Origin of the sequence: Anaerococcus tetradius, from assembly GCF_947087635.1 — a bacterium.
Lineage (GTDB): Bacteria > Bacillota > Clostridia > Tissierellales > Peptoniphilaceae > Anaerococcus > Anaerococcus tetradius.
This window is the reverse complement of record NZ_CAMUDP010000001.1, coordinates 125,536-146,509: the sequence shown is the minus strand read 5'-3', so window position 1 is coordinate 146,509 and position 20,974 is coordinate 125,536. Positions and strand designations below refer to the sequence as shown.

General features: G+C 35.5%; 17 protein-coding genes. 8 read left to right on the top strand and 9 right to left on the bottom strand.

Annotation, left to right across the window (positions count from 1 at the left end; genetic code table 11):
- Positions 1–567: 567 nt before the first annotated feature.
- Positions 568–1,920 carry an alanine/glycine:cation symporter family protein gene (locus P6936_RS00690; RefSeq protein WP_276863007.1) on the top strand — a complete coding sequence of 451 codons (1,353 nt, stop codon included), beginning with the start codon at positions 568–570 and terminating at the stop codon, positions 1,918–1,920.
- 216 nt (positions 1,921–2,136) lie between these two features.
- Here the strand turns inward: P6936_RS00690 and P6936_RS00685 are convergent, their stop codons facing one another.
- The 9 genes from P6936_RS00685 to P6936_RS00645 all read right to left on the bottom strand — a co-directional run bounded on the left by P6936_RS00685 (position 2,137) and on the right by P6936_RS00645 (position 13,594).
- Positions 2,137–3,774 carry an ABC1 kinase family protein gene (locus P6936_RS00685; protein WP_276880566.1) on the bottom strand — a complete coding sequence of 546 codons (1,638 nt, stop codon included), beginning with the start codon at positions 3,772–3,774 and terminating at the stop codon, positions 2,137–2,139.
- Positions 3,775–3,881: 107 nt separating this feature from the next.
- Positions 3,882–5,660, bottom strand: coding sequence for an oligoendopeptidase F (gene pepF, locus P6936_RS00680; RefSeq protein ID WP_276880565.1), 1,779 nt, complete (start codon positions 5,658–5,660; stop codon positions 3,882–3,884).
- Positions 5,661–5,668: 8 nt separating this feature from the next.
- Positions 5,669–6,499 (bottom strand): hypothetical protein, encoded by an 831-nt coding sequence (locus tag P6936_RS00675; RefSeq protein ID WP_276880564.1) that lies wholly within the window; start codon positions 6,497–6,499, stop codon positions 5,669–5,671.
- Between the two features lie 6 nt (positions 6,500–6,505).
- The gene (locus tag P6936_RS00670) at positions 6,506–7,186 is read right to left on the bottom strand and encodes a rhomboid family intramembrane serine protease (protein ID WP_276880563.1); all 681 of its coding nucleotides are present in this window, start codon (positions 7,184–7,186) and stop codon (positions 6,506–6,508) included.
- 25 nt (positions 7,187–7,211) lie between these two features.
- Complete coding sequence (locus P6936_RS00665) at positions 7,212–8,312, bottom strand: glycerate kinase (RefSeq protein ID WP_276880562.1); 1,101 nt, start codon at positions 8,310–8,312, stop codon at positions 7,212–7,214.
- Positions 8,313–8,640: 328 nt separating this feature from the next.
- Positions 8,641–9,837 carry a glycosyltransferase family 4 protein gene (locus P6936_RS00660; RefSeq protein WP_276880561.1) on the bottom strand — a complete coding sequence of 399 codons (1,197 nt, stop codon included), beginning with the start codon at positions 9,835–9,837 and terminating at the stop codon, positions 8,641–8,643.
- Complete coding sequence (locus P6936_RS00655; protein WP_276880560.1) at positions 9,834–10,763, bottom strand: ABC transporter ATP-binding protein; 930 nt, start codon at positions 10,761–10,763, stop codon at positions 9,834–9,836. Before P6936_RS00655 ends, P6936_RS00660 begins: the two co-directional genes overlap by 4 nt.
- 1 nt (position 10,764) lies before the next feature.
- Positions 10,765–12,228 (bottom strand): ABC transporter permease, encoded by a 1,464-nt coding sequence (locus P6936_RS00650; protein WP_276880559.1) that lies wholly within the window; start codon positions 12,226–12,228, stop codon positions 10,765–10,767.
- A gap of 226 nt (positions 12,229–12,454) precedes the next feature.
- Complete coding sequence (locus P6936_RS00645) at positions 12,455–13,594, bottom strand: ABC transporter substrate-binding protein (RefSeq protein ID WP_276880558.1); 1,140 nt, start codon at positions 13,592–13,594, stop codon at positions 12,455–12,457.
- Positions 13,595–13,770: 176 nt separating this feature from the next.
- On the opposite strand from P6936_RS00645, the gene P6936_RS00640 reads away from it, so the two are divergent.
- From P6936_RS00640 to P6936_RS00610, 7 genes are all read left to right on the top strand, one after another.
- Entirely contained in the window at positions 13,771–14,685 is a 915-nt protein-coding gene (locus P6936_RS00640; RefSeq protein ID WP_276880557.1) for a DMT family transporter, read from the top strand.
- Between the two features lie 365 nt (positions 14,686–15,050).
- Entirely contained in the window at positions 15,051–15,620 is a 570-nt protein-coding gene (ahpC, locus tag P6936_RS00635) for an alkyl hydroperoxide reductase subunit C (RefSeq protein ID WP_004836511.1), read from the top strand.
- A gap of 1 nt (position 15,621) precedes the next feature.
- Positions 15,622–17,151 (top strand): alkyl hydroperoxide reductase subunit F, encoded by a 1,530-nt coding sequence (ahpF, locus tag P6936_RS00630; RefSeq protein WP_276880556.1) that lies wholly within the window; start codon positions 15,622–15,624, stop codon positions 17,149–17,151.
- A 303-nt stretch (positions 17,152–17,454) separates the two neighbouring features.
- The gene (locus tag P6936_RS00625) at positions 17,455–18,150 is read left to right on the top strand and encodes a ZinT/AdcA family metal-binding protein (protein ID WP_004836513.1); all 696 of its coding nucleotides are present in this window, start codon (positions 17,455–17,457) and stop codon (positions 18,148–18,150) included.
- Positions 18,134–19,516, top strand: a complete 1,383-nt coding sequence (locus P6936_RS00620; protein ID WP_004836514.1) for a metal ABC transporter substrate-binding protein — start codon at positions 18,134–18,136, stop codon at positions 19,514–19,516. The genes P6936_RS00625 and P6936_RS00620 overlap by 17 nt, the downstream gene beginning before the upstream one ends.
- Positions 19,513–20,184: a metal ABC transporter ATP-binding protein gene (locus P6936_RS00615; RefSeq protein ID WP_004836515.1), complete on the top strand. Its 672-nt coding sequence runs from the start codon at positions 19,513–19,515 to the stop codon at positions 20,182–20,184. Before P6936_RS00620 ends, P6936_RS00615 begins: the two co-directional genes overlap by 4 nt.
- Positions 20,178–20,972, top strand: a complete 795-nt coding sequence (locus P6936_RS00610; protein WP_004836516.1) for a metal ABC transporter permease — start codon at positions 20,178–20,180, stop codon at positions 20,970–20,972. Before P6936_RS00615 ends, P6936_RS00610 begins: the two co-directional genes overlap by 7 nt.
- Positions 20,973–20,974: the final 2 nt, after the last annotated feature.

Sequence of the window (20,974 nt, the reverse complement as noted above, 5' to 3'; positions counted from 1 at the left end):
ATTCATTTACATCTGACTTTTGTCTGATGCGTGATTTATTTTTTGTCCTTATCTTACGATAAGAATCATTGTACTCAAAGTATTAACTTTGGTTGTTGTTGTATTCTATATAATTTTATGATTATCATCTTTCGATGTTAATCTTGGTTCAATGTCGCTTTCGTCTTGCGATTCTTATATAATACTACACATTTTTTTGCTTGTCAACTTTTTTTATCATTTTTTGATGATTTTTTATGTTTTCCAAGTTTTATTCTTGTGTCGCATTGATATTAATATACACTTTTGAATTTGTTTTGTCAAATATTTTTTGTTTATTTTTATTTGACGTCTTTCAACGTGCCTAATTATAATACTATGACCTAGTCTACTTGTCAAATGTTTTTCTTTATTTTTATTTCTTCTATATATACAAGGGTTTTTTTTCTATATTTTTTCTTTTTTTTGTTTACAAATTGCCAAAAAGAGTTTATAGTAATTAAATATACTATAGAGGATGTGATTATTTTGTTTAAAACTTTAATTGAGATAAATGGCCGTCTAGGTACTTTTTTGTGGGGCTACCCCATGATTGTTACTTTATTTCTGGGGGGCTTGTATTTAATTTTTAGGTCGAGGTTTTGGGTTTATAGGAATTTCTTTTATATTTTTTCCCAAACTTTTGGCAAGCCTTCTGCTAATAATGGATCTACTGATACTTCTATTTCTCCTTTCCAGGCTGTTTCTACAGCTCTTGCTGGTACTATAGGGGCTGGTTCTATTATTGGTGTTTCTACAGCGATTGAGTTTGGTGGTCCTGGTTCTATTTTTTGGATGTGGATGGCTGCTCTTGTTTGTATGACTACTAAGATGTGCGAGGTTAGTCTTGCAGTTGCTACTCGTGAGATTGACGGAGAGGGTAAGTTTGTTGGCGGACCTATGTATTATATTTCCAAGGGTGCGAAGAAGCCTATTTTAGCGAAGCTTTTTGCTTTTTTCTCGGTTATTGCTATTCTTGGTACTGGTGGTCTTGTTCAGGCTAATTCTATTTCTGAGTCAATTAACGATATGTGTGGTCTTTCTTTAAGGACTTCTGGTATTTTGATAGTCGTTCTTATGCTTATGGTTCTTGTTGGAGGTATTAAGAGGATTGGGGCTTTTGCTGAAAAAATTGTTCCTTTTATGGCTCTTTTTTATGTTGCAGGGTCTATTCTCATTATTTTCCTTCAGAGGAAGTATCTGCTAGATGCTTTGTATCTTATTGTAAGTGATGCCTTTTCAGGTAAGTCCATGCTTGGTGGTGCTTGTGGTTCTGGTGTGCTTATGTCAATTAGATGGGGACTTGCTAGGGGAATTTTTTCTAACGAAGCAGGTCTAGGTACTGCACCTATGGCTCATGCTTCTAGCCATACTGACCATCCTATTAGACAAGGAATGTGGGGAGCTGTGGAAGTTTTTGTTTCTTCCCTTGTTATTTGTACAATGACTGCCCTTGTTATTATTACTTCTGGTCTATGGACTGATCCAAATTTGTCTGGAGCAAGCCTTACTGCAGCTGCATTTTCTAAATCTTTGCCTATGGGTAGATTTATAGTTAGTATAAGCCTTATTCTTTTTGCTTTTACTACTGCCGTTTCTTGGTGCTATTATGGACAAAGGTCAGTTTTCTATCTTAGCAAGTCTGATAAAGCAAGTTCTCTTTTTAAATATGTTTATATAGGATTTTGCTATCTAGGGGCTATAGGTGGTTTGAAATTTGCTTGGAACGTGGCAGATACTGCCAATGCTCTTATGGTAATTCCGAATGTAGTTGCCCTTATCTTGATGGCCAAATCTTTCTACAAACTCTTGAGAGATTTCGATTACTATAAGGATACTAACAAGAAAGGCGATTATACTTGGACCTATGATAATAAATGGAGGTCTTATTTTGAGGATTAGAAAAAAGGGGCTGTTGCAAAACTATGAATAGTCATCGTACCATCGTTAGAAGGTTCTCTTAGGAAATTTTCAGTGGTGCCTGCCGGCTGATGGAGGCAAAATTTCCGTGGAGGTTCTTCTAACGATAATGGTACGATTTATTCATTCTGCAACAGCCCCTTTTTCTCTGCTTACTTTTTATCCTCCTCTTGCAATTTTTGCTTAGTTAAATTTTTCTTACTTATCCTTTTTTAAAATCTTTATTAGAAGGATTAGGAAAATTACTAGTGTCATGAGAAGACTTCCTGAAAGGAGGCCTACAAATAGTTTGTTTCTTATTCCCAAAAGTACAAGGCTTATTGTAAGGCTTGATATGATTAAACTTAGTCCTAGTGATGCTAGGGCTCTTGTTTTGTTTTTTTCTATTTTTTGATAGGCTTGGAATTCTTCTTCGCTCTTTTTCTCTACTATAGCAAAATCTCCTCTTACTAGTTGTCTGAGGATATTTAGGCTTGTTTCTGGTAATTCCTTTATAAGACTAAAGGAGTCGTAGGTGTTTTTTAGGAGTCTATCAGTTACAAGGTCGGGGCTTAAAAGCTTTAGGGCCATTGCCTTGGATAGGGGAATAGCAAGTTCTAGGAAGGATTGTTCTGGAACTAGCTTTTCTATAAGACCTTCTACTGTCAGGATGGTTTTTGCAAAATTCACAAGCTCTGATGGAATCTTTATAGAATAATCCACAAGGAGCCTGTAAAAGTCAGCTATTAATTCCACTAGTTTAAGTTGGCTTATATTCATAGCCATATACTTGTCTAAAAGTTTTTGAATCCTTCTTTCGAATATAGGTATTTTTTTACTATCAAAAGCCAAAAGTCCCATGCCTATGATAGCATCGGTTATAAGCCTAACCTCATTGAGACTTGCCCCAAGGAAAATTTTAATAATTTGGTACCTATAATTTTTGGATAAGGAAGAGACTATGCCGAAATCTATGAGGTACAAGTCATTTTTTTCGTTTATAAAAATATTGCCAGGATGTGGATCAGCGTGGAAGAATCCATAAGAAAACATCTGATTGCTATAAGCCTTGATTATCCTTTGGGCGAGAATCTTCCTGGTATCAGAGTCCATAGCGTAGGCTTCTCTTATAGATTTACCTTCTATGTATTCGATAGTTAGGACAGTCTTTCCACAATAAGGCTCAAAGACAAGGGGTGCCCTAAAGTCGCTTGGCATTTTATTATCAGCCCTATATTTGAGGATATTTTCTTTTTCTAATTCTAAATCAATCTCTTTTGTTAGGGATAGCTTAAATTCCTCTATAACATCTCCTAGGTCAAAAGATTGGATAAAACTTAGTTTGTTTTTGAATCTCTTGTAAAGATCTGTCATAATCTTTAGATCTTCGCTAACCTTATCTTCTACGCCTTCTCTTCTTACTTTTACGACTACTTTTCTTATAGAGCCTTGATAATTTATATAGGCAAGATGAGTTTGGGCAATAGAGCCAGCTGCGAGGGCTTTTTCATCAAAGTCTAGGAAAATATCTTCAACAGCTCGGCCAAATTCCTTTTCTATAGTATCTTTTATGTAAATTAAGTCTTCTTCTTTGACATCGTCTTGGAGCTTTTCTAATTCCTTAATCATAGCTTCTGGAAATATATCTCTCCTAGTTGATAAAACTTGACCGAACTTAATAAAGACCGGTCCTAAGTCTTCGAAAAGCTCTTTGAGCTTTTGACCAAGGCGGATGCTACTTTCCAAAGTTTCTTTATCATTTTTAATATCCTTGCTAAAGACCCTTCTAGCGTCGATAACTAAATCTGGATTGAGGAATTTTCTTATTATTTCTAATTTTCTCTTCCTGTATGTCATAGCCTGCTCTTTTCTTTAATAATCTTTACATCTTATATTAGTTTTACCCAAAATACTTGTTTTTAAGTACACAAAAAGGCTAAAGCCTTAGCCCTAGCCTTTAATTCTTATAGAATTGCTTCTCTTAAATCTTTTAAAGCTTTTCTTGCTACATCCATAGCCTTTTGCATAGAAACCTTGTTAGTCATATCGACCCCTGCCTTCTTCAACACCTCTATTGGGTATTCGCTCTCTCCAGCCTTTAGGAAGTTTAGATAAGCTTGTCTCTGATCATCCGTTCCATGAAGGATGTTTTGGCTTAGGGCAACAGCACTCATGAAGCCTGTAGCGTATTGGAAGACATAGTAGAACATATAAAAGTGCGGAATCCTTGCCCATTCTGCTGATATATATTCGTCTACTTGTATATCTTTACCAAAAAGCTCTTCATTGAGCTCTTTGTATATTCCGTGAAGTCTTTCTGCTGGAATTGCCTCGCCAGCTTCTACTAATTTATTTACCTTATGTTCAAATTCTGCAAACATAGTTTGCCTAAAGACTGTTGATTTGAATTGGTTAACAAAGTAATTTAGAAGATAAGCTGTTTCTTCTTCTGACTTAGAGTTTTTGAGTAAATAATCAAGGAGAAGAAGTTCATTGGTGGTTGATGCAATCTCAGCTAGAAATATTGAATAAGAACCATATTGGTATTTTTGGGTACTTCTTGTGTAATAAGAGTGCATAGAATGACCTAGCTCATGGATTACTGTAAAGACATCATCAATAGTGTTTGTATAGTTAAGAAGGATAAAGGGTTGGGTGTCATAGGCACCTGATGAGTAAGCTCCCCCTCTTTTACCCTTGTTAGGACAAACATCGAACCAACCTGTATCAAAGCCTTCTCTCGCAACTTTGACATATTCTTCGCCCAAAGGTTTGATTGCTTCAAGGACAATTTCCTTAGCCTCATCAAAATCTATTTTTCTCTCATAATCTTTTACAAGAGGCATGTAGATATCATGAAAACCTAAATCGTCCACTCCTAAGAATTCTTTTCTAAGGCTTGTATAATCCCTGTGGATGTCTGCATTATCATGAACTACTTCTAGCAAATTATCGTAAATATCTTCAGAAAGATTGTTAGCAAAAAGGCTCATTTGCCTAGCTGAATCAAAATTTCTAAGCTTCGCTTCTGTGTTGTGAGCGGAAAAATCCCCATCAAGAGTTGATGCTAGGGTATTAGAAAATTGCCTGTAAGTTTTGTAGTATTTTTCATAAACTTCTCTTCTGAAATTTCTATCCTTGTCTTGTTGCAAATTCACAAAGTTTGCATCAGTAATTTCTATATCCTCTCCATCCTTGTTAACATGAGGAAAGCTCATATCTGCATTTGAAAATATCATATAGGTTGACCTAGGATTTTGTCCAGTCTTGGCAAAGCTTGCTATAATCTTCTCGCTTTTCTCATCTAGGGTATGGTCTTTGAATCTGTAGATATCGTCAAAATAATGCTTTAGATAAGATATTTCAGAATCTTCTAGATATTGCTTAATAAGTTCATAATCTGTTGCCAAAAGTTCTGGTCTTACAAAGGATAGGGCTTCACCTGTCAATACATAGGTGTTTGTCGCTATTTGGTTCATCTCTTGATATTTAGTTACCCTCGTATCTTCGTCAGACCTTAGAGAGGCGTAAACATAAGCCTTCTCCATCTTTCTTGAAAATTTCTCATCGAGTTTTATAAATTCCTTAAAAGTTTCAAGATCCTTTGTAAGCCTTCCCTTAAATCCTGTAAGGAGTTTGGCTAATTTTTTTACTTCTTCTATATCCTTGTAGAAATCCTCATCATTTTTGTAAATTGATGTAGTATCCCATTTCAATCTTTCTTCAATGTCTTTTCTTTCCATATTCTCTCCTATTTTATAGTAATGACATCTTTGCCATTTTTATCTTTTGTCTTTTCTATAAATAATATTTCCTTGCTATGATTGCCACTTATGAGATGACCTATGTCCATATCTTCTCCCAAGACCTTGCCCCTAATAGTCTCCTTTTTAAGTCCATAGGTCATGTATAGGTCTGCTAGTTGAGATTCTTCAGCCCTTAGCCTTTCTGATATAGCCTTCTTGATATCTCCCTTTGTTTTCTTTCCATCTTCCCCTAAACCATCTCCAAGCCTAGTAATAGAAGGCTCTAGTTTGTCAGTAGTATTGGAAAATATAAAGGAATCTATCTGACTAAGGTACTTGTCATAAAGATAATAAGCACTTAAAGTTTCTTTTTCATATATTGCAAATTCACTTACAAGAAGCATCGGCCCACTGTCTGAATCAAAAGTTATGACCTTTACAAAAACCCTATCTAGGTCAGGCCTTGACAATAAAGCAAGACTTTCTTCAACAAGGCCACCCTTATTATAGACTTGATCTAGGTAAATATTGCCATCATCTTCTTTTTTTATAACAAAGCCTAGCTGCTTAGATGAAAAATCCATTTGCTTTATTAAACCCAAAGAGCTTTCTATGGCTTTTCTATCACAAAGACTTGCCTTCTTATAGAGCTTTGCAAAGTCGATTCTTTCTATATCCTTCTTGCTTATCGCATCCTTGTAGCTAATCTCAGGCATCTTTATAGGTTTTTTTTGGCTTTCCTTATTAAGAAGCTCCTTTTCAAAACTTTCCCTAGATTGAAAAGAGCAAGCACTTAGCAAAAAAAGCAAAGCTAATACCAATCCATATTTTCTCATCTTAACTTAAATCCCTACACTCTTATTGCCGATTATTATAAATAAAATGGATAAAACTACAAAGGCTAGAAGCGAAATTATTATAGTAGTCATAGGAAGTTGTCTATGCACAACTGGGAAAATACCAGCTAAAATCACTCCTGCCAAAAAACCTCCAATATGACCTTGGATGCCTATGCCAGTTGCAAACAAAGAATAAACAACATTTATCGCTATGATTGATAGAAAACTTGCTCCAAGACCCCTTAGAATATCATCATCCCTATAATTAATCATAAGACCAATGGCAAGGCCAAATATCCCATACAAGGATGTAGACGCTCCAGCAGAAACTGTGTTGTTGCTAGCAAAGGCATAGGTGAATAAGTTACCCATTATTCCTGCCAATAAATAAATAATAAGAAAGTTTCTAGAACCATAAAGCTTCTCAAACAAAGGCCCGATACTATATAGGAAGTACATATTAAATAAAATATGAAAAAAACCTATATGGATAAAAGCAGCTGTAAATATCCTCCACCATTGACCAAGCTTAACTAAGGGCTTAACCATTGCTCCAAAGCGAACAAGGTTATCTATATCCTCACTACCTCCATGTAAAGTCATTATGATAAAAACTGCAATATTCACCAGCATCAAGGCTGTCGTCACTTTTGTTTCTCCTAATTTTTTAAAATTTATACTCATAATCAATAATTGTACCGCTTTAAGACTAGATTTCAGAATTTCTAATATAGGTCTTATCTATATCTCTTGCTATTTTCTTTATTTCTTCAAGAACAGATTTTCTATCAAGATTATTCGCCATCTCGTAATCGTAAATATAATCAAAATACTCACTATTATCAAGCTTCCTATCACTTGCATTGTGGAGGAAAATAATCTTAACCCTATCATTATATCTTTTGGCAAGTTTTGCCATAGAAATAGAAGAATAAGCATTAAATTGACTCAAATCCTCTCCCAATATTATAAAATCCATATCCTTTACCATTTCTCTAAAATTTACCTTCTCCAAAATATAATCCATAGGCTTAGAAATCTTGGCCTTGAAATATGTAAACAAGGCCCAAGCACAACCGCCACCAGAACCTAGAGAAGGAAAATCGACATGACCTATACCCAGAAGTTCAGAGGTCCTAGCTATAAAATTTTCACAACCCCTAAAAAGCCTTGCTACATCATAATCGCTAGCCCCTTTCCTGTAGGCCCTATATTCCAAAAAGGAGTTATCACCAAAAAGAGTCATCTCGCTGCTAGTGGCAATAATTATATTAGCTCTCTTAAATCTCTCATCAACATTATCAATATCGATCCTTCTAAGCTTAGATAAATTTTTTGCGATAGGGCTTAGGCTATTATCTTCATCATCATAAAACCTTGCCCCAAGAGCATAAAGCATACCCATACCCATATCATTACAAGCACTATCTCCAAGACCGATATAAAAACTTTTAGCACCATTATCGAGGGCATCTATAAAAACTTCTCCCAAACCCAAAGATGATGCATTCATAACATCTAAGTCTTCCTTGTAAAGTAGGGAAAGACCTGATGACTCTGCCATCTCGATTGTAGCAAAATCATCCTTCAACAAATACCTAGCTGTAATTGCTTCATTAAGTGGATTGTGTACATTTACATATTTGTAAGTTCCTCCAGAAATGAACTTCATCGACTCGATAGTTCCTTGCCCACCATCCAAAAAAGGAATTGGATAAGACTTAGAAGATAAAGTCTTCTTGAAAATCTCTCCCATGCAAACAGAATCCTCGAAATCTTTAATTGTATCTATAGCTATTAATGTTTTCATTTTATCTCCTCACTAGAAATATATACCCGATTATTTTTAAATATTTTTAAAATATAACTTAAAGGCTCCTGTAAAAGAAAATACTTGGATAAAAGACTCAATTTAACGGAAAAAACTTTACATATCGCCATTGTCTTGTTATACTAGATGAGAAAGGATATACTTTCGCTGTTTAACTCAGAAATCCTAAGGATTTCTACCATCAAAGACCATTACTCCTTGTAATGGTTTTTTATTTTGTCTTGGCAAACAGCGAAAGAGGCAAAATTTTTTTAAAATTTTGTTAAGGAAGTCAATCAATTAATTTCTTCGAATTTAATTGATTGGTCTAACTTATTATTTCAAATATCTTTCTTCCCATATTTTTCCAGGAGTATTTTTCTATTTCTTTATTCACATCTTCTGTGAAGATTTCTTCGTCTAGTCTTTCTATTTGCTCTTCGATTTTGCCTGCTAGTCTTTCTACATAGGAATCGACATCTTCTTCGTAAGGCTGGTCAACGTTTTTTATTCTTGGTAGGACTACAAATTCTATGGCCTTTTTCTCTTTAATTATTGGGCTTAATAGTTTATCTAGACCTTCTATGTAGCTTGTTACTACTAGTTTATGGCAAGCCAAGGCTTCGATTGCCACAAGTCCCAAGGCTTCAAAGTATGATGGTAGGACAAATATATCCATCTGCCTTAGATGATCTGCCATTGTTTTTTGGTCTTCGGCGTCGTGAATTATTAGATTTTCTGAATTGTCGGTATTTTCTCTTAGGATTTTCTTATCTTCTTCACTTGCATTTCCGACTATATACATTTTTATCTTTGGATATTTTTTCTCTAAAGTCTTTAGGCTTTTGGCAAGCTCAAAGACCCCCTTAGACCTAGTGATTTTTCCTGCATACATTATTCTAATGATATCATCGGTTTTTGCCTTTGGGTTTTCATAGAATACTTCTTGGTTGAATCCTCCACCTATTAGACTAATTTTTTTTACTCCAAGTTTTTCCCTTATACTTTCATCTTCTTGGTCAGTTACTGTCAAAACTTGGTCGAGCTCTTTGATATGGCCTAGTCTTTTTAAAAATCTAGGATGTTTTTTTATCTGTCTTATGTCGGTTCCGTGGGATATGCCCACCACTTTTACTTGTGGAAATATTCTTCTTACTAAGTCTGTTACAAAAAATAAGTGGTGGCTTATTACGAGCTCTGGCTTGAAAGAATCTTTTATTTCAATTAGCTTATCCCTAAAGGCTTCTTCTAGCATATCTATCTCATCTTCACTCATCTTGCTATAAACTGTCGACTCATAGGGCATAACATCACTCATTCCACATATGTGGAATGGCAGTTTTTCTGTCATGTAGACTACTTCTTTAGAATTTTTTATAGGAAAATCAATTACTATTGCCTCTTCTGTCCCGTAGAGGGCTAGATTTTCATGGCCCATATCTTCAAAGCTTTTTATTAAATTTGTAAAGTAGACTCCAGATCCTGTTTTTTGTGGGAGCTGGGTTAAAACGTGCAGTATCTTCATCTAATCTCCTCAATCTTGTAGGTTACTTTTATCTTTTGACCGACCTTGTATTTTTTGCCATCATTTAATTTTGTCATTTCCATTTCTCTTCTGTCGTTTTTTAGGAAAATTCCTAGCCTATCCCCATCAAAGTTAAGATTCTCTATGACAAATTCTTCTCCCATGTCATTTTCTATAATTTTTTCTGGTCTCACATAGCCTCCATCAAAGAAATTGGCCTTACCCATAAATTTTAGGGAAAATTCATCCTTCGGTTGATTATATATTTCTTCTGGGCTTGCCTTTTCTATGAGCCTTCCTTTATTTAATATAATTATTTCATCAGCCATAGCAAAGGCCTCATTTCGGTCGTGGGTTACAAAGATGGTCGTTATCTTAAAGTCTTTCTGTATACTCTTTATCTCTTCTTGCATTTTATTTCTCAAATTATAGTCAAGGGCTGATAGGGGCTCATCCATCAAGAGTAGTTTGGGTTTTACAACTAGGCTTCTTGCAAGTGCCACCCTTTGCTTTTGTCCACCAGATAATTCACTTTCATATCTTTTTTCAAGGCCTTTAAGTCCAACTTTTTCAAGAACTTCCAAAGCTTTCTTCTTTTTTTCATCCTTAGCTAGGCCCTTGGCCCTGAATTTTAGACCGTACATGACATTTTCTAGGACATTCATGTGGGGAAAGATTGCATATGATTGAAAAACTGTCGAAACATCTCTTTCTTCCGGGCTTTTTTTGCTTACATCTTCTCCATCTATAATAATCTTTCCTTCATGGTCTAAAAAGCCTCCTAGGCAGTGAAGGATTGTAGACTTGCCAGATCCAGAAGGGCCCAACAAGCACAAAAATTTTCCCTCTTCTAGGCCAAAGGATATGTCTTTTATGGCGTAGGCCTGTCCATATTTCTTAGTTAAATTTTTTATTTCTAGATACATCTTATCTCCTTAGCCAGTGGCTTTTTTCTTTCGTAAGGACTTGGATTAGTAGGTTAAAAATTAGGCAAATCACGAGAATATAGAGGGCAATAACAGAGCCTTCATTGTATTTGCCACTGTTAATTACATCAAACATTACCAAAGTCATTAGTTTTTTGGATGGATAAACCAAAAAGATGATAGAGCCCACTGTAGTCATTGTGGTAGTGAAGGCATTTATAAGGCTTACCCTCATGCTTTCTTTACTTAGAGGAAGGATTCCATCCTTGATTTCATAAAAGGATCCCCCTCCCAAATCCCTTATTGCCTTTAATATATTTTTATCGACAGACTTCATCGAAGCGTTAAATATCCTAGTTGAAAAAGGCAGTTGCTTAAATAAAACATTGAAGATAACTATGGCACTTGTCCCAGTTAGGTAGAAGGGCTTATCCCTAAAAAATAAAAGATAGGCCAGGCCGAAAAACATGCCAGGAATTACATAAGGTAGGTTTGCAAAATAATCAATGACTTTCATATAAGAGTCTTTTTTTATTATCAAATAATATCCGATTAACATACCAAGCAAGCTCCCCCCTAGGGCTGATATAAGTGAATAAGTAATCGACCTTATAGTAATTGAGTTGATATATCTAGCAGTATCTTTGAAGTTTTCTAAGCTAAAGACTAAGCTTCCATCTTTCATGCGGCTAAAGGCAGTAAATATTATTGATATATATAAGATACTTAGGGTTAAGAGGAGGAGGCTTGATATAAATGCTATCGTGTAATACAAGATAGTCTTGTCATGGAGCTTGATAGCCTTTCTTTGAGATGAAAGACCTAGACTTGTATAATTTTGCCTATTTTTCGCAAAGATAAAATAAACTAAGAGGGTCAAAAATAGAATTATTATATTCATAGACGCTGCAAGAGAAAGATTTCCATTGGCTATAACCTCAAAATATGCTTCTAAGGCTAGGACAGAAAATTTACCTCCAATTATGTTAGGGGTTGCAAAATCTGCTATTGATTTGAAAAAACTTAGCATAAAGACAGCAGAAATTCCATTTTTCATAGAAGGAAGTAGGATATCAATAATTATATTATTTGTCCTAGCCCCAAGACTTCTTGCTGAATCTATTATCCTCTGGTCAATTTTTTCTAAAAAGCCTACAAGAAGTAAGGTATTTAAGGATAGGTAAGAAATGCTTTGCATGGACATAATCCCCCACATATTGTAGGGATTTAAGGATAGACCCAAAATCCCATAGGAAATAAAGCCTCGCCTGCCGAAAAGATTTATGTAGGAAAGACTCGTTACAAAGGGCGGAGAGATTAGTGTTATAGATAAGATAGTGGTAATTATTAGCCTAATCTTTTTGTTTGAAAAATAGAAGAAAAGACTAACAAAAACAGAGCTTACTACTGACAAGATACTAGTGCCAATGGAAAGCTTTAAAGAATTGCCTATCAACTTCTTCATCTTCAATACCCTTATTATATTAGCCAAAGTAAAGTTTGACCCTATGAAAAAAGCCTCCTTAAAGACGAAGATTAAGGGCATTAATATAAAAATTATTACACTCAGACTTAATAGCGACGGAACTATTAAGGATTTTATTTTTTTTAGCAAATCGCATCCCTCTCACAAAAAAGAGCTTTTACAAGCAAACTTTTTATAAGTTAATTTTGTAAAAGCTCCCCAGCTATTATTTTTCGCTAGCCTTATCCTTGGCTATTTCTTTGAATTTATTTAATATTTCATCTCTCTTTGTACCAAAAGTTGATAGATCTTCGTCAATTAGCTTATCTTTTGGAAGGCCTAGATCGAAGCCCTTGGCTCCTTCGACAATTAGTTGGTTAGTATCTTTGCCATCAATGTCAGCAATCATCTTTTGGGCTTCAGCTGTAAGCATGAAATCTTCGAAAGCTTTAGCTACATCAGCATTTTCGCTATCCTTAAATACAGCTACTCCCTCTGGTACCCAGCTAATTCCATCTTCTGGATAAACTACAGAAAGTCCGTTATCCTTAGCAGCATCGAAGGCTTTTTTATCAACTGGAATAATTCCAATAGCAAATTCTCCTTGGGCTGTCTTTTCTTGAGGGTCTTTTCCTCTTTTTGAATAGAAATCTATATTTTCGTTGATTTTTTCAAATAAAGCCCAGCCTTCTTCCTCCCCATATAGGTCTAAGAGTCCCTTTAAGGCTGCATAATTTGTTCCAGATATAGCAGGGTTAGACATAATTATCTCTCCCTTGTACTCTTCCTTGGCAAGGTCCTTCCATGTTTTTGGTGCTTCTAGTCCCTTTTCTTTTAAGATTTTATCATTTACAATAAAACCTACCACAGTTAGACCCTTAGAAGTATAAAAGCCGTCCTTATCCCTAAACTTTTCTGGAATCTTATCTGTCATTTCTGACTTATAAGAATCAAGGAGCCCATCATCCTTAGCTGCCATGAAAGCATCAAGGCCACCGCCAAACCACAAGTCTGCCATTGGCTTTCCTTCAGCCTTAGTTCTTGTTATAACTTCTCCTGAAGACATTGATAAGAATTCTACCTTAGCTCCTGTAAGCTCGCTAAATTTATCAAATAAAGGTACATAAGAATCACTTGTAGCAACTACATTTAAGTTTCTTCCCTTAAAATCTGGCAAAGTAAGCTCACTAGCCTTGGCTGATTCTTTTTCATCCTTGTTTTCTTTCTTATCTTCCTTGTTCTCATCAACTTTAGCCTCAGTTTTTACTTCACTGTTAGCTGCTTCTTTGTTATCGGCAGCCTTTCCACATGCACTTAGTGTAAAAATCATGGTCAGTGCCAATAACAGTCTTGTTATTTTTTTCATATTTCCTCCCTATTAATATGTGATATATTACTATCATAACATAAATAAAATATTTTATCAAAACGATTCGCTTCTTAAAACATTTTGATAAATTACAATTAATTAGTAAAGTAGTTAAAGAATTATTAGAAATTTATAATATAAAAACTAAATTCTATCTAAGAGGAGGAGATAACTTGTTAAAAAATAAGAAATTAGCGATTGTTTTTTCGATTTTCGCTATGCTTTTGTGGGGTTCAGCCATCCCTACCATAAAGACTACCTATCTAGAACTAGGCATTGGTCCTAGCGATACTGGACTAAAGATATTAATTGCTGGAATAAGGTTTTTCATGGCTGGAATCATAACCTTGTTATACTTTTTCATTTTTGATAGGTCTTTTAAGGATGTTAAAAAAATGAATTGGAGATTTGTCTTAATCCTGGGCTTAGTTCAAACAAGTATCCAATACTTGTTTTACTATATAGGTCTATCAAATACCTTTGGGGTCAAATCTTCAATTATCCAGGCAGCCAATTCCTTCATAGTTGTAATATTTTCCGCCCTACTTTTGCCAGAAGATAAGATTAATTCAAAAATGATTCTTGCCCTTATCATAGGAACAATAGGTATTGTAATAACTAACACTGGAAAACCAATAGGCGGTGAAGCTATGAAGCTTACTGGTGAGGGCTTCATCATCATATCAACATCAATAAACGCCTTCTGCACTGTTTTAGTTAGAAAATATGGCAAGGGCATAAATGGCTTCTTGTTGACGGGAATCCAATTTTTAGTAGGCTCAATCGTCTTAATTTTAGTAGGATCTGCTGTATCATCAAATACTTTGCACTTTACAATGAAAGCGGCTATACTTCTAATATATGCTGCCTTCATATCAGCAACTTCCTTTAGCATATGGACTAAGGTTCTACAAATCCATTCAGCTAACGAATTTGGCATTTACAAACTTTTCGTTCCATTATTTGGATCTATCCTCTCAGTGATAATCCTCGGAGAAAGTTTTACAACAAGGCTTGCTTGTGGCATGGTCCTCGTCCTATCAGCTTCCTTGATTTTAAACTTAAATAAGAAAAAGCTTAATAGATAAAGCTAAGGCTTAGACCCCTATTTCAAATCACTTATTTGATTGAAATAGGGGTTTTTGATATGGAATTTACTAGTCTATCTAAGTTCTTTGGAAAGATTTTCTAACAAAATTTAGAAATTTCCTATTAATTTTTAATAAAGTAAAGATAAGAAAAGTAATGAAAAATCTAGTTGCCGAAAAATTTCCTTCTATCTACAGCTAGGCTAAACTAATAACTTAACTTAGCTATTTTCTTTAATTTATGCTAGTAAATAAAAATATATTTACCAACTAATTTGACTTTTAGTTTAGAATGATTATAATTATTGTATAGCGAGTGATAATGATTATAATTATGACTTAGTATAAAATAAAAGGAGAAAATTATGGCTTTTATAGGAAGAAAATTACCAGAATTTAGTTTAGACGCTTACAACCCAGCTAAGGAAGAATTTGTTACAATTACTGACAAGGACCTCCTTGATAAGTGGACTGTCCTCATTTTTTATCCAGCAGACTTTACTTTTGTATGTCCAACAGAGCTTGAAGACATGCAAGAATCATATAAACAATTAAAAGAACTTGGAGCTGAAGTTTATTCAGTATCTGTTGATACACACTTTGTTCACAAGGCATGGCATGACAACAGCGAAGCAATTAGTAAGATTGAATACACAATGATTGGTGATTCAAATAAAGAACTTACTAGAGAACTTGACCTTCTTGACCCTTCAGGCAAGGCTTTAAGGGCAACTCTTGTAGTAGATCCTGAAAATGTAATCCAAACTATCGAAATCAACGCAGATGGAATCGGTAGAAAGGCAAATGTAAATATCAACAAGATTAAAGCAGCTAAGTACGTTGCTGCCCATCCAGGTGAAGCTTGTCCTGCTAAATGGGAAAGTGAAGAAGATGCGACCCTAACACCAGGTCTTGATCTTGTAGGAAAAATCTGATATGTTAGATCGAAAACTAAAAAGCCAGCTAGCCCAATATCTTGACTTATTAAAGACAGAAGTCGTTATTGGGCTTTCTGTCAATGAAGATGAAAATTCTAAGAAAGTTAAAGAATTTGTTGATGATGTAGCAAGTCTTTCTTCGAAAATAAAAGTCGAAGAAAAGAAACTCCAATACATTCCTTCTTTCGAGCTAAAGGGAGAGTTTGACCATGGAAAAATCGTCTTTGCCGGTCTTCCTCTAGGTCACGAATTTGCGTCCTTTGCCCTTGCCCTCCTTCAAGTTGGAGGAATTGAGCCAAAGGTTGATCCTAGCATAAAGAAAAGAATCAAAGCTCTTGATGGAAGTGATTTTGAAACAATAGTTTCCCTATCCTGCCACAATTGTCCAGATGTTGTCCAAGCCCTCAATATAATGGCAATCCTAAATCCTTCTGTAAATCACACAATGATTGAAGGATCCATGTTCCAAGACTTAGCAGAAGGTCGTGATGTACTTGCAGTTCCAGCTATTTTTAAAGATGGGGACTTCTTCGAGGGTGGCAAACAATCAATTGAGACTATCCTCGATAAACTCGGCTCTAAGATAGATGCAAATCACTTTGCTGATAAGGGACTTTTCGGTGTCCTAATAATTGGTGGTGGCCCTGCAGCAGCAACCGCAGCAATTTATGCAGCAAGAAAAGGAATAAAGACCGGTATAATTGCAAGCGAATTTGGTGGTCAGGTAAATGAAACACTTGGCATAGAAAATATTCCTGGCTTTAAATACACCGAAGGCCCTGATTTCATGAATCAAATGAAAGAACAAGCCCTAGCCTTGGATGTTGATATAATGACAGGAGCCCTTGCAGATAATATAGAAAAAAGGGATGCTCTTGTTGAAATAAGCCTAGATAATGGAGCAAAATTACAAACAAAAACAGCAATTATAGCCACAGGTGCTAGATGGAGGCTAATAGGTATACCTGGAGAAACTGAATTTAGAAACAAGGGAGTAGCTTATTGCACCCACTGTGATGGCCCACTCTTTAAGGGCAAAAACGTAGCAGTAATCGGCGGAGGAAATTCAGGAATAGAGGCTGCAATTGATCTAGCTGGCATGGTTAAACATGTAACTGTCCTAGAATTTTTGCCAGAATTAAAGGCTGATGAAGTCCTCCAAAAAAAGGTAAAATCCCTAGCTAACGTAGATATCATAACCAATGCCCAAACCACAGGTCTATATGGTTCTAACAGACTAGAAAGCCTAGAATATACAGACAGGATTTCTGGAAAGGAAAACAAGATTGATATAGCAGGTTGCTTTATCCAAGTAGGCCTTGTGCCAAATACAGAATGGCTAGAAAAGACAGAAGTAAAACTTAGCCAAAGAGGAGAAATTATCACAGGTCCCGATGGGGCTACAAATGTAGAAGGCATCTTTGCAGCAGGAGATGTGACAGAAGAGCTATTTAAACAAATTGTTATAGCCGCAGGATCAGGTGCGACAGCAGCCCTTGGTGCTTTTAACTTCTTGATGAGAAAATAAAAATCTAACATATAAATTATTAATAAACTAAACTTTAAAATCCATCCAAGAAACGGTCTCTTCCCCTTATGGGGATTGACCGTTTTTTATTTTATCTTCGCAATATTTACCTATCTTCTAAATGTCTTCTACTAGACCTAAAATCCTATCCTTAAAACTGATTAGCTAATATTTATTGTAAAAAATTTTGTTAATTCCCTGTCTTTTTTTGATAATGCAAATCACTCTTGACTAACTATTTGATATATGTTATCATTATCATGACTAGTCAACTGATAACAAAATATAAGTATGAGGTGAATTATGAAAAACAACAAGAAATATACTCTAGTAGCTCTCCTTTCTTTAGGTCTTATCCTTTCTGCTTGCCAAAAGGATCAAGCTAATGATAAGGCTTCTGATAATGGTAAGGCAGAAACTAAGGTAGAAGAACAAGCTAAGGAAGAAAAACCAGCTGAAGAATCTAAAAAAGATGCTAAGGATGCTGATAAAGCTTCTGAAGAAGTAAGCATGGCTGATTGGGAAGGCGAATGGAACAGCATGGGTGGTTACCTAGAAAAACCTGAAATCCAAGCTGCTTACAAGACCCTAGCTGAAAAAGAAAATACAGATGAAAAGACTGCTAAAGAAGGATACCTAAAGAAAAGAAAATGTGATTTTGGTGGTCTTGAAATTTCAGGCGACCATGTGAAATTCTTAAAGGAATTCCCAGAAGCTAAGGGCGAAGTTATTGCCGAAGCTGATTACAAATTCAAGGAAAAAGTAGAGGCAGAACATGAAGGCCATAAATTAGAGTGGGATATCTTCGAAGCTACAAGCGAAAATGCTCCTTACAAGGTTCTCATGATGATGCCTATCCACGGTGAAGAAAGTCTAACCCACTTCCACATGAGATATGGTGATGATAAGGATAGCCTCCTTAAAGAAGAGGGCTGGTATCCAACCTTTGTTAAACCATCTTCTACCGACCAACAAATCATAGATGAAATTAGTGAGTAGGATATTATCCCTTGGTCTTAGGGCTAAAAGTCCTTATAGATTTAGGCTAAAGAATTTTCTTGTAGTTTTTCCCCTACTAATCCTCTTTTTAGCAAGCGGATGTTCAAAAGACAGTAAAAAGACTAAAGATTCTCCCTTAATTTATACTTCTTTTTATCCAATCTGTGACCTAACAAAGATGGTTGGTGGGGATACTATAAATGTAGAATCTTTCATGCCCTTGGATAAGGATCCTCATATTTGGGAACCAAGTCCAAAGGATATGAAAAAGCTAGCCAAATGCGACCTTCTAGTTGTTAATGGAGCAAATATGGAGCCTTGGCTTGATACTGTTAGAGAGAATTTGCCAAATCTTGATATCCTAAAGCTTTCAGATTCTGTAGACCTCATTACTTATAAGGGGGCAGCAGCTATTGGTGATTTTCAATATCTAGCAAGGATTGATGTCGAAGCGGGTAAGAATAAAATCGACTTCGGCCATACCCACGAGGATATGATGAGGGTCGCTTTTATTAAAGACGAAGGACTTAGCCAAAAAGATTTGGTAAAAAAGGCCAAGGAAGTGATGAGCCAAAAGGGCGAACTAGTCCATCAAAAATCTACAAGCAAGATAGAAGAGGGCAAGGTTTACGGTATAGAGATGGGCCATGAATCTGGTGAAGTATTTTTTGATTTCCCAGAAGCTGGCAAATGGATTTTCATCTCTGATAGGATAAGCGAGGACTTGCTCCCATACAACTTTGCTGATGGCAAGGGGAATTTCTTAAAGGATGAGGGTAAGGAGGTCTCCCTTATGGAGGGCTCTTCGTCAGGTTTTGATAAAATCACCTATGACCCTCACTCATGGATATCTATTGTCAATGCTAAGAAATACCTAAATGCCATCCAAGAAAAACTTATTGAAAAATATCCGGACCACGAAAGACTTTATAGAAAAAATAAGTTAAAATACGTTGATAAATTGACAGATATAGATGCAGAATATAGAGATAAATTCGCAAAGCTTGATAAAAATAGGAAGAATTTCCTAACCCTCCATTATGCTTACGCTTATCTAGCTAGAGATTTTAATCTTAACCAATACCCTCTCCAGGGCCTAACTAGCCTTGAAAGTCCAAGTCTAAAGACAATCAAGAAGGCTATCGACTTTTCGCAATATTACCATATTTCAACTGTATTTTATGAATATGGTCAAAATCCAAAACAAGCCAAGGCACTGGCAGAAGAAATAGGGGCTAAAATCTCTCCTCTTGCCTCTATGGAGTTTTTAAGCAAAGAACAAAAAGACAAAAATCAAGACTATATTGATTTGATGAGAATGAATCTAGAAAATCTCTACAATTCTATGGCCGAGGAGGAAAAATGAAAGCAATAGAAATAAAAGATGTGACCTTTGCCTACAACAAAATCCCCGTCATAAAATCCTGTGATTTTAGCCTAGAGATGGGAGATTTGGCCCTTATCCTTGGTGGTAATGGCAGTGGTAAGTCAACTTTGATTAAATTAATGTTAGGTGAACTAAAAAAAGATACAGGTTCGATAAAGATTTTAGGAAAGAATATCGAAGATTATAAGTCCTATAAAGATATCGGTTACCTTCCTCAAATAAATATTGTAAATAAGATTTCTTTTCCTATAACTTGTTTGGAGCTTGTATCTTTAAATCTTTATGAGGATTTCGGTTTTATCAAAATCCCTAGAAAATCCCATTACAAAAAGGCTAAGGATATCCTTAACAAGATGGGCATGGGGGATTTTATCAATACTCCTGTTAATGAATTATCTGGCGGACTTGCCCAAAGAGCAATGATTGCCAAAGCAATGATTAATAACCCACAAATCCTCATTTTAGATGAGCCTACAGCAGGTGTAGATAAGGAAAGTAAGGCTAATTTTTTTGAAACCATAGACATTCTTTCAGAGAAATTTTCCATAACTATTGTCATGGTAACTCATGAACTAAAGGAAATGGAAAGCCTTAACTTCACTATGAAAAAATATGAAATGACTGAAGGGAGGCTTGTAGAATGTTAGAATTTGCTTTTATGAGAAAAGCCCTACTTCTAGGTTTTCTCCTTTCTATTATGATTCCTATTATAGGAATAGTTATTGTCAATAGAAAGACCTCAATGATAGGCGATGCCCTATCTCATACAGCCCTTGCAGGCGTTGGTATGGGGCTTATCCTTGGCTTTGATCCTCTTTTAGGATCTGCTATTATTTGTGTAATAGCAGCCTTTCTTATAGAATTAATAAGAAAAAAATTTCCCCAATATGGTGATATGGCAACAGCAGTAATAATGTCGACAGGTCTTGGTATAGCAGCCATCCTGTCAGATTTCGCTCCCGGTGGTAATTCCTTCGAGTCCTACCTTTTTGGTTCGATCTCATCAGTTACCACTGCTGATATAATAAATACATCCATTGTGTTTGTCTTAGTTATTATCCTTTCTGTAAGCAGGTATTCAGCCCTTTTAGCTATTGCCATAGATCCAAATACTGCAAGGCTTTCTGGGGTTAAGGTAGAAGCTGTTGATGCTATCTTTACCCTCCTTGCAGCTATAACTATAGCCTTATCTGTTAAAATAATTGGAGCCTTGATGGTTACAAGCCTCATCGTTCTTCCAGTTGCAACAGCCCTTATAGTAGCTAAATCCTACAAACAAACTTTTTTCATCACTACTATTCTTGGTGTGATTTATATGATGCTAGGTATTATCCTATCCTATAATTTTGACATCAAACCAGGCGGGGCTATTGTAGTAAATGCAATTATCGGCATGGCTGTCTTTGCACTTTATAAAAAATTTTTAAGAAAATGAGT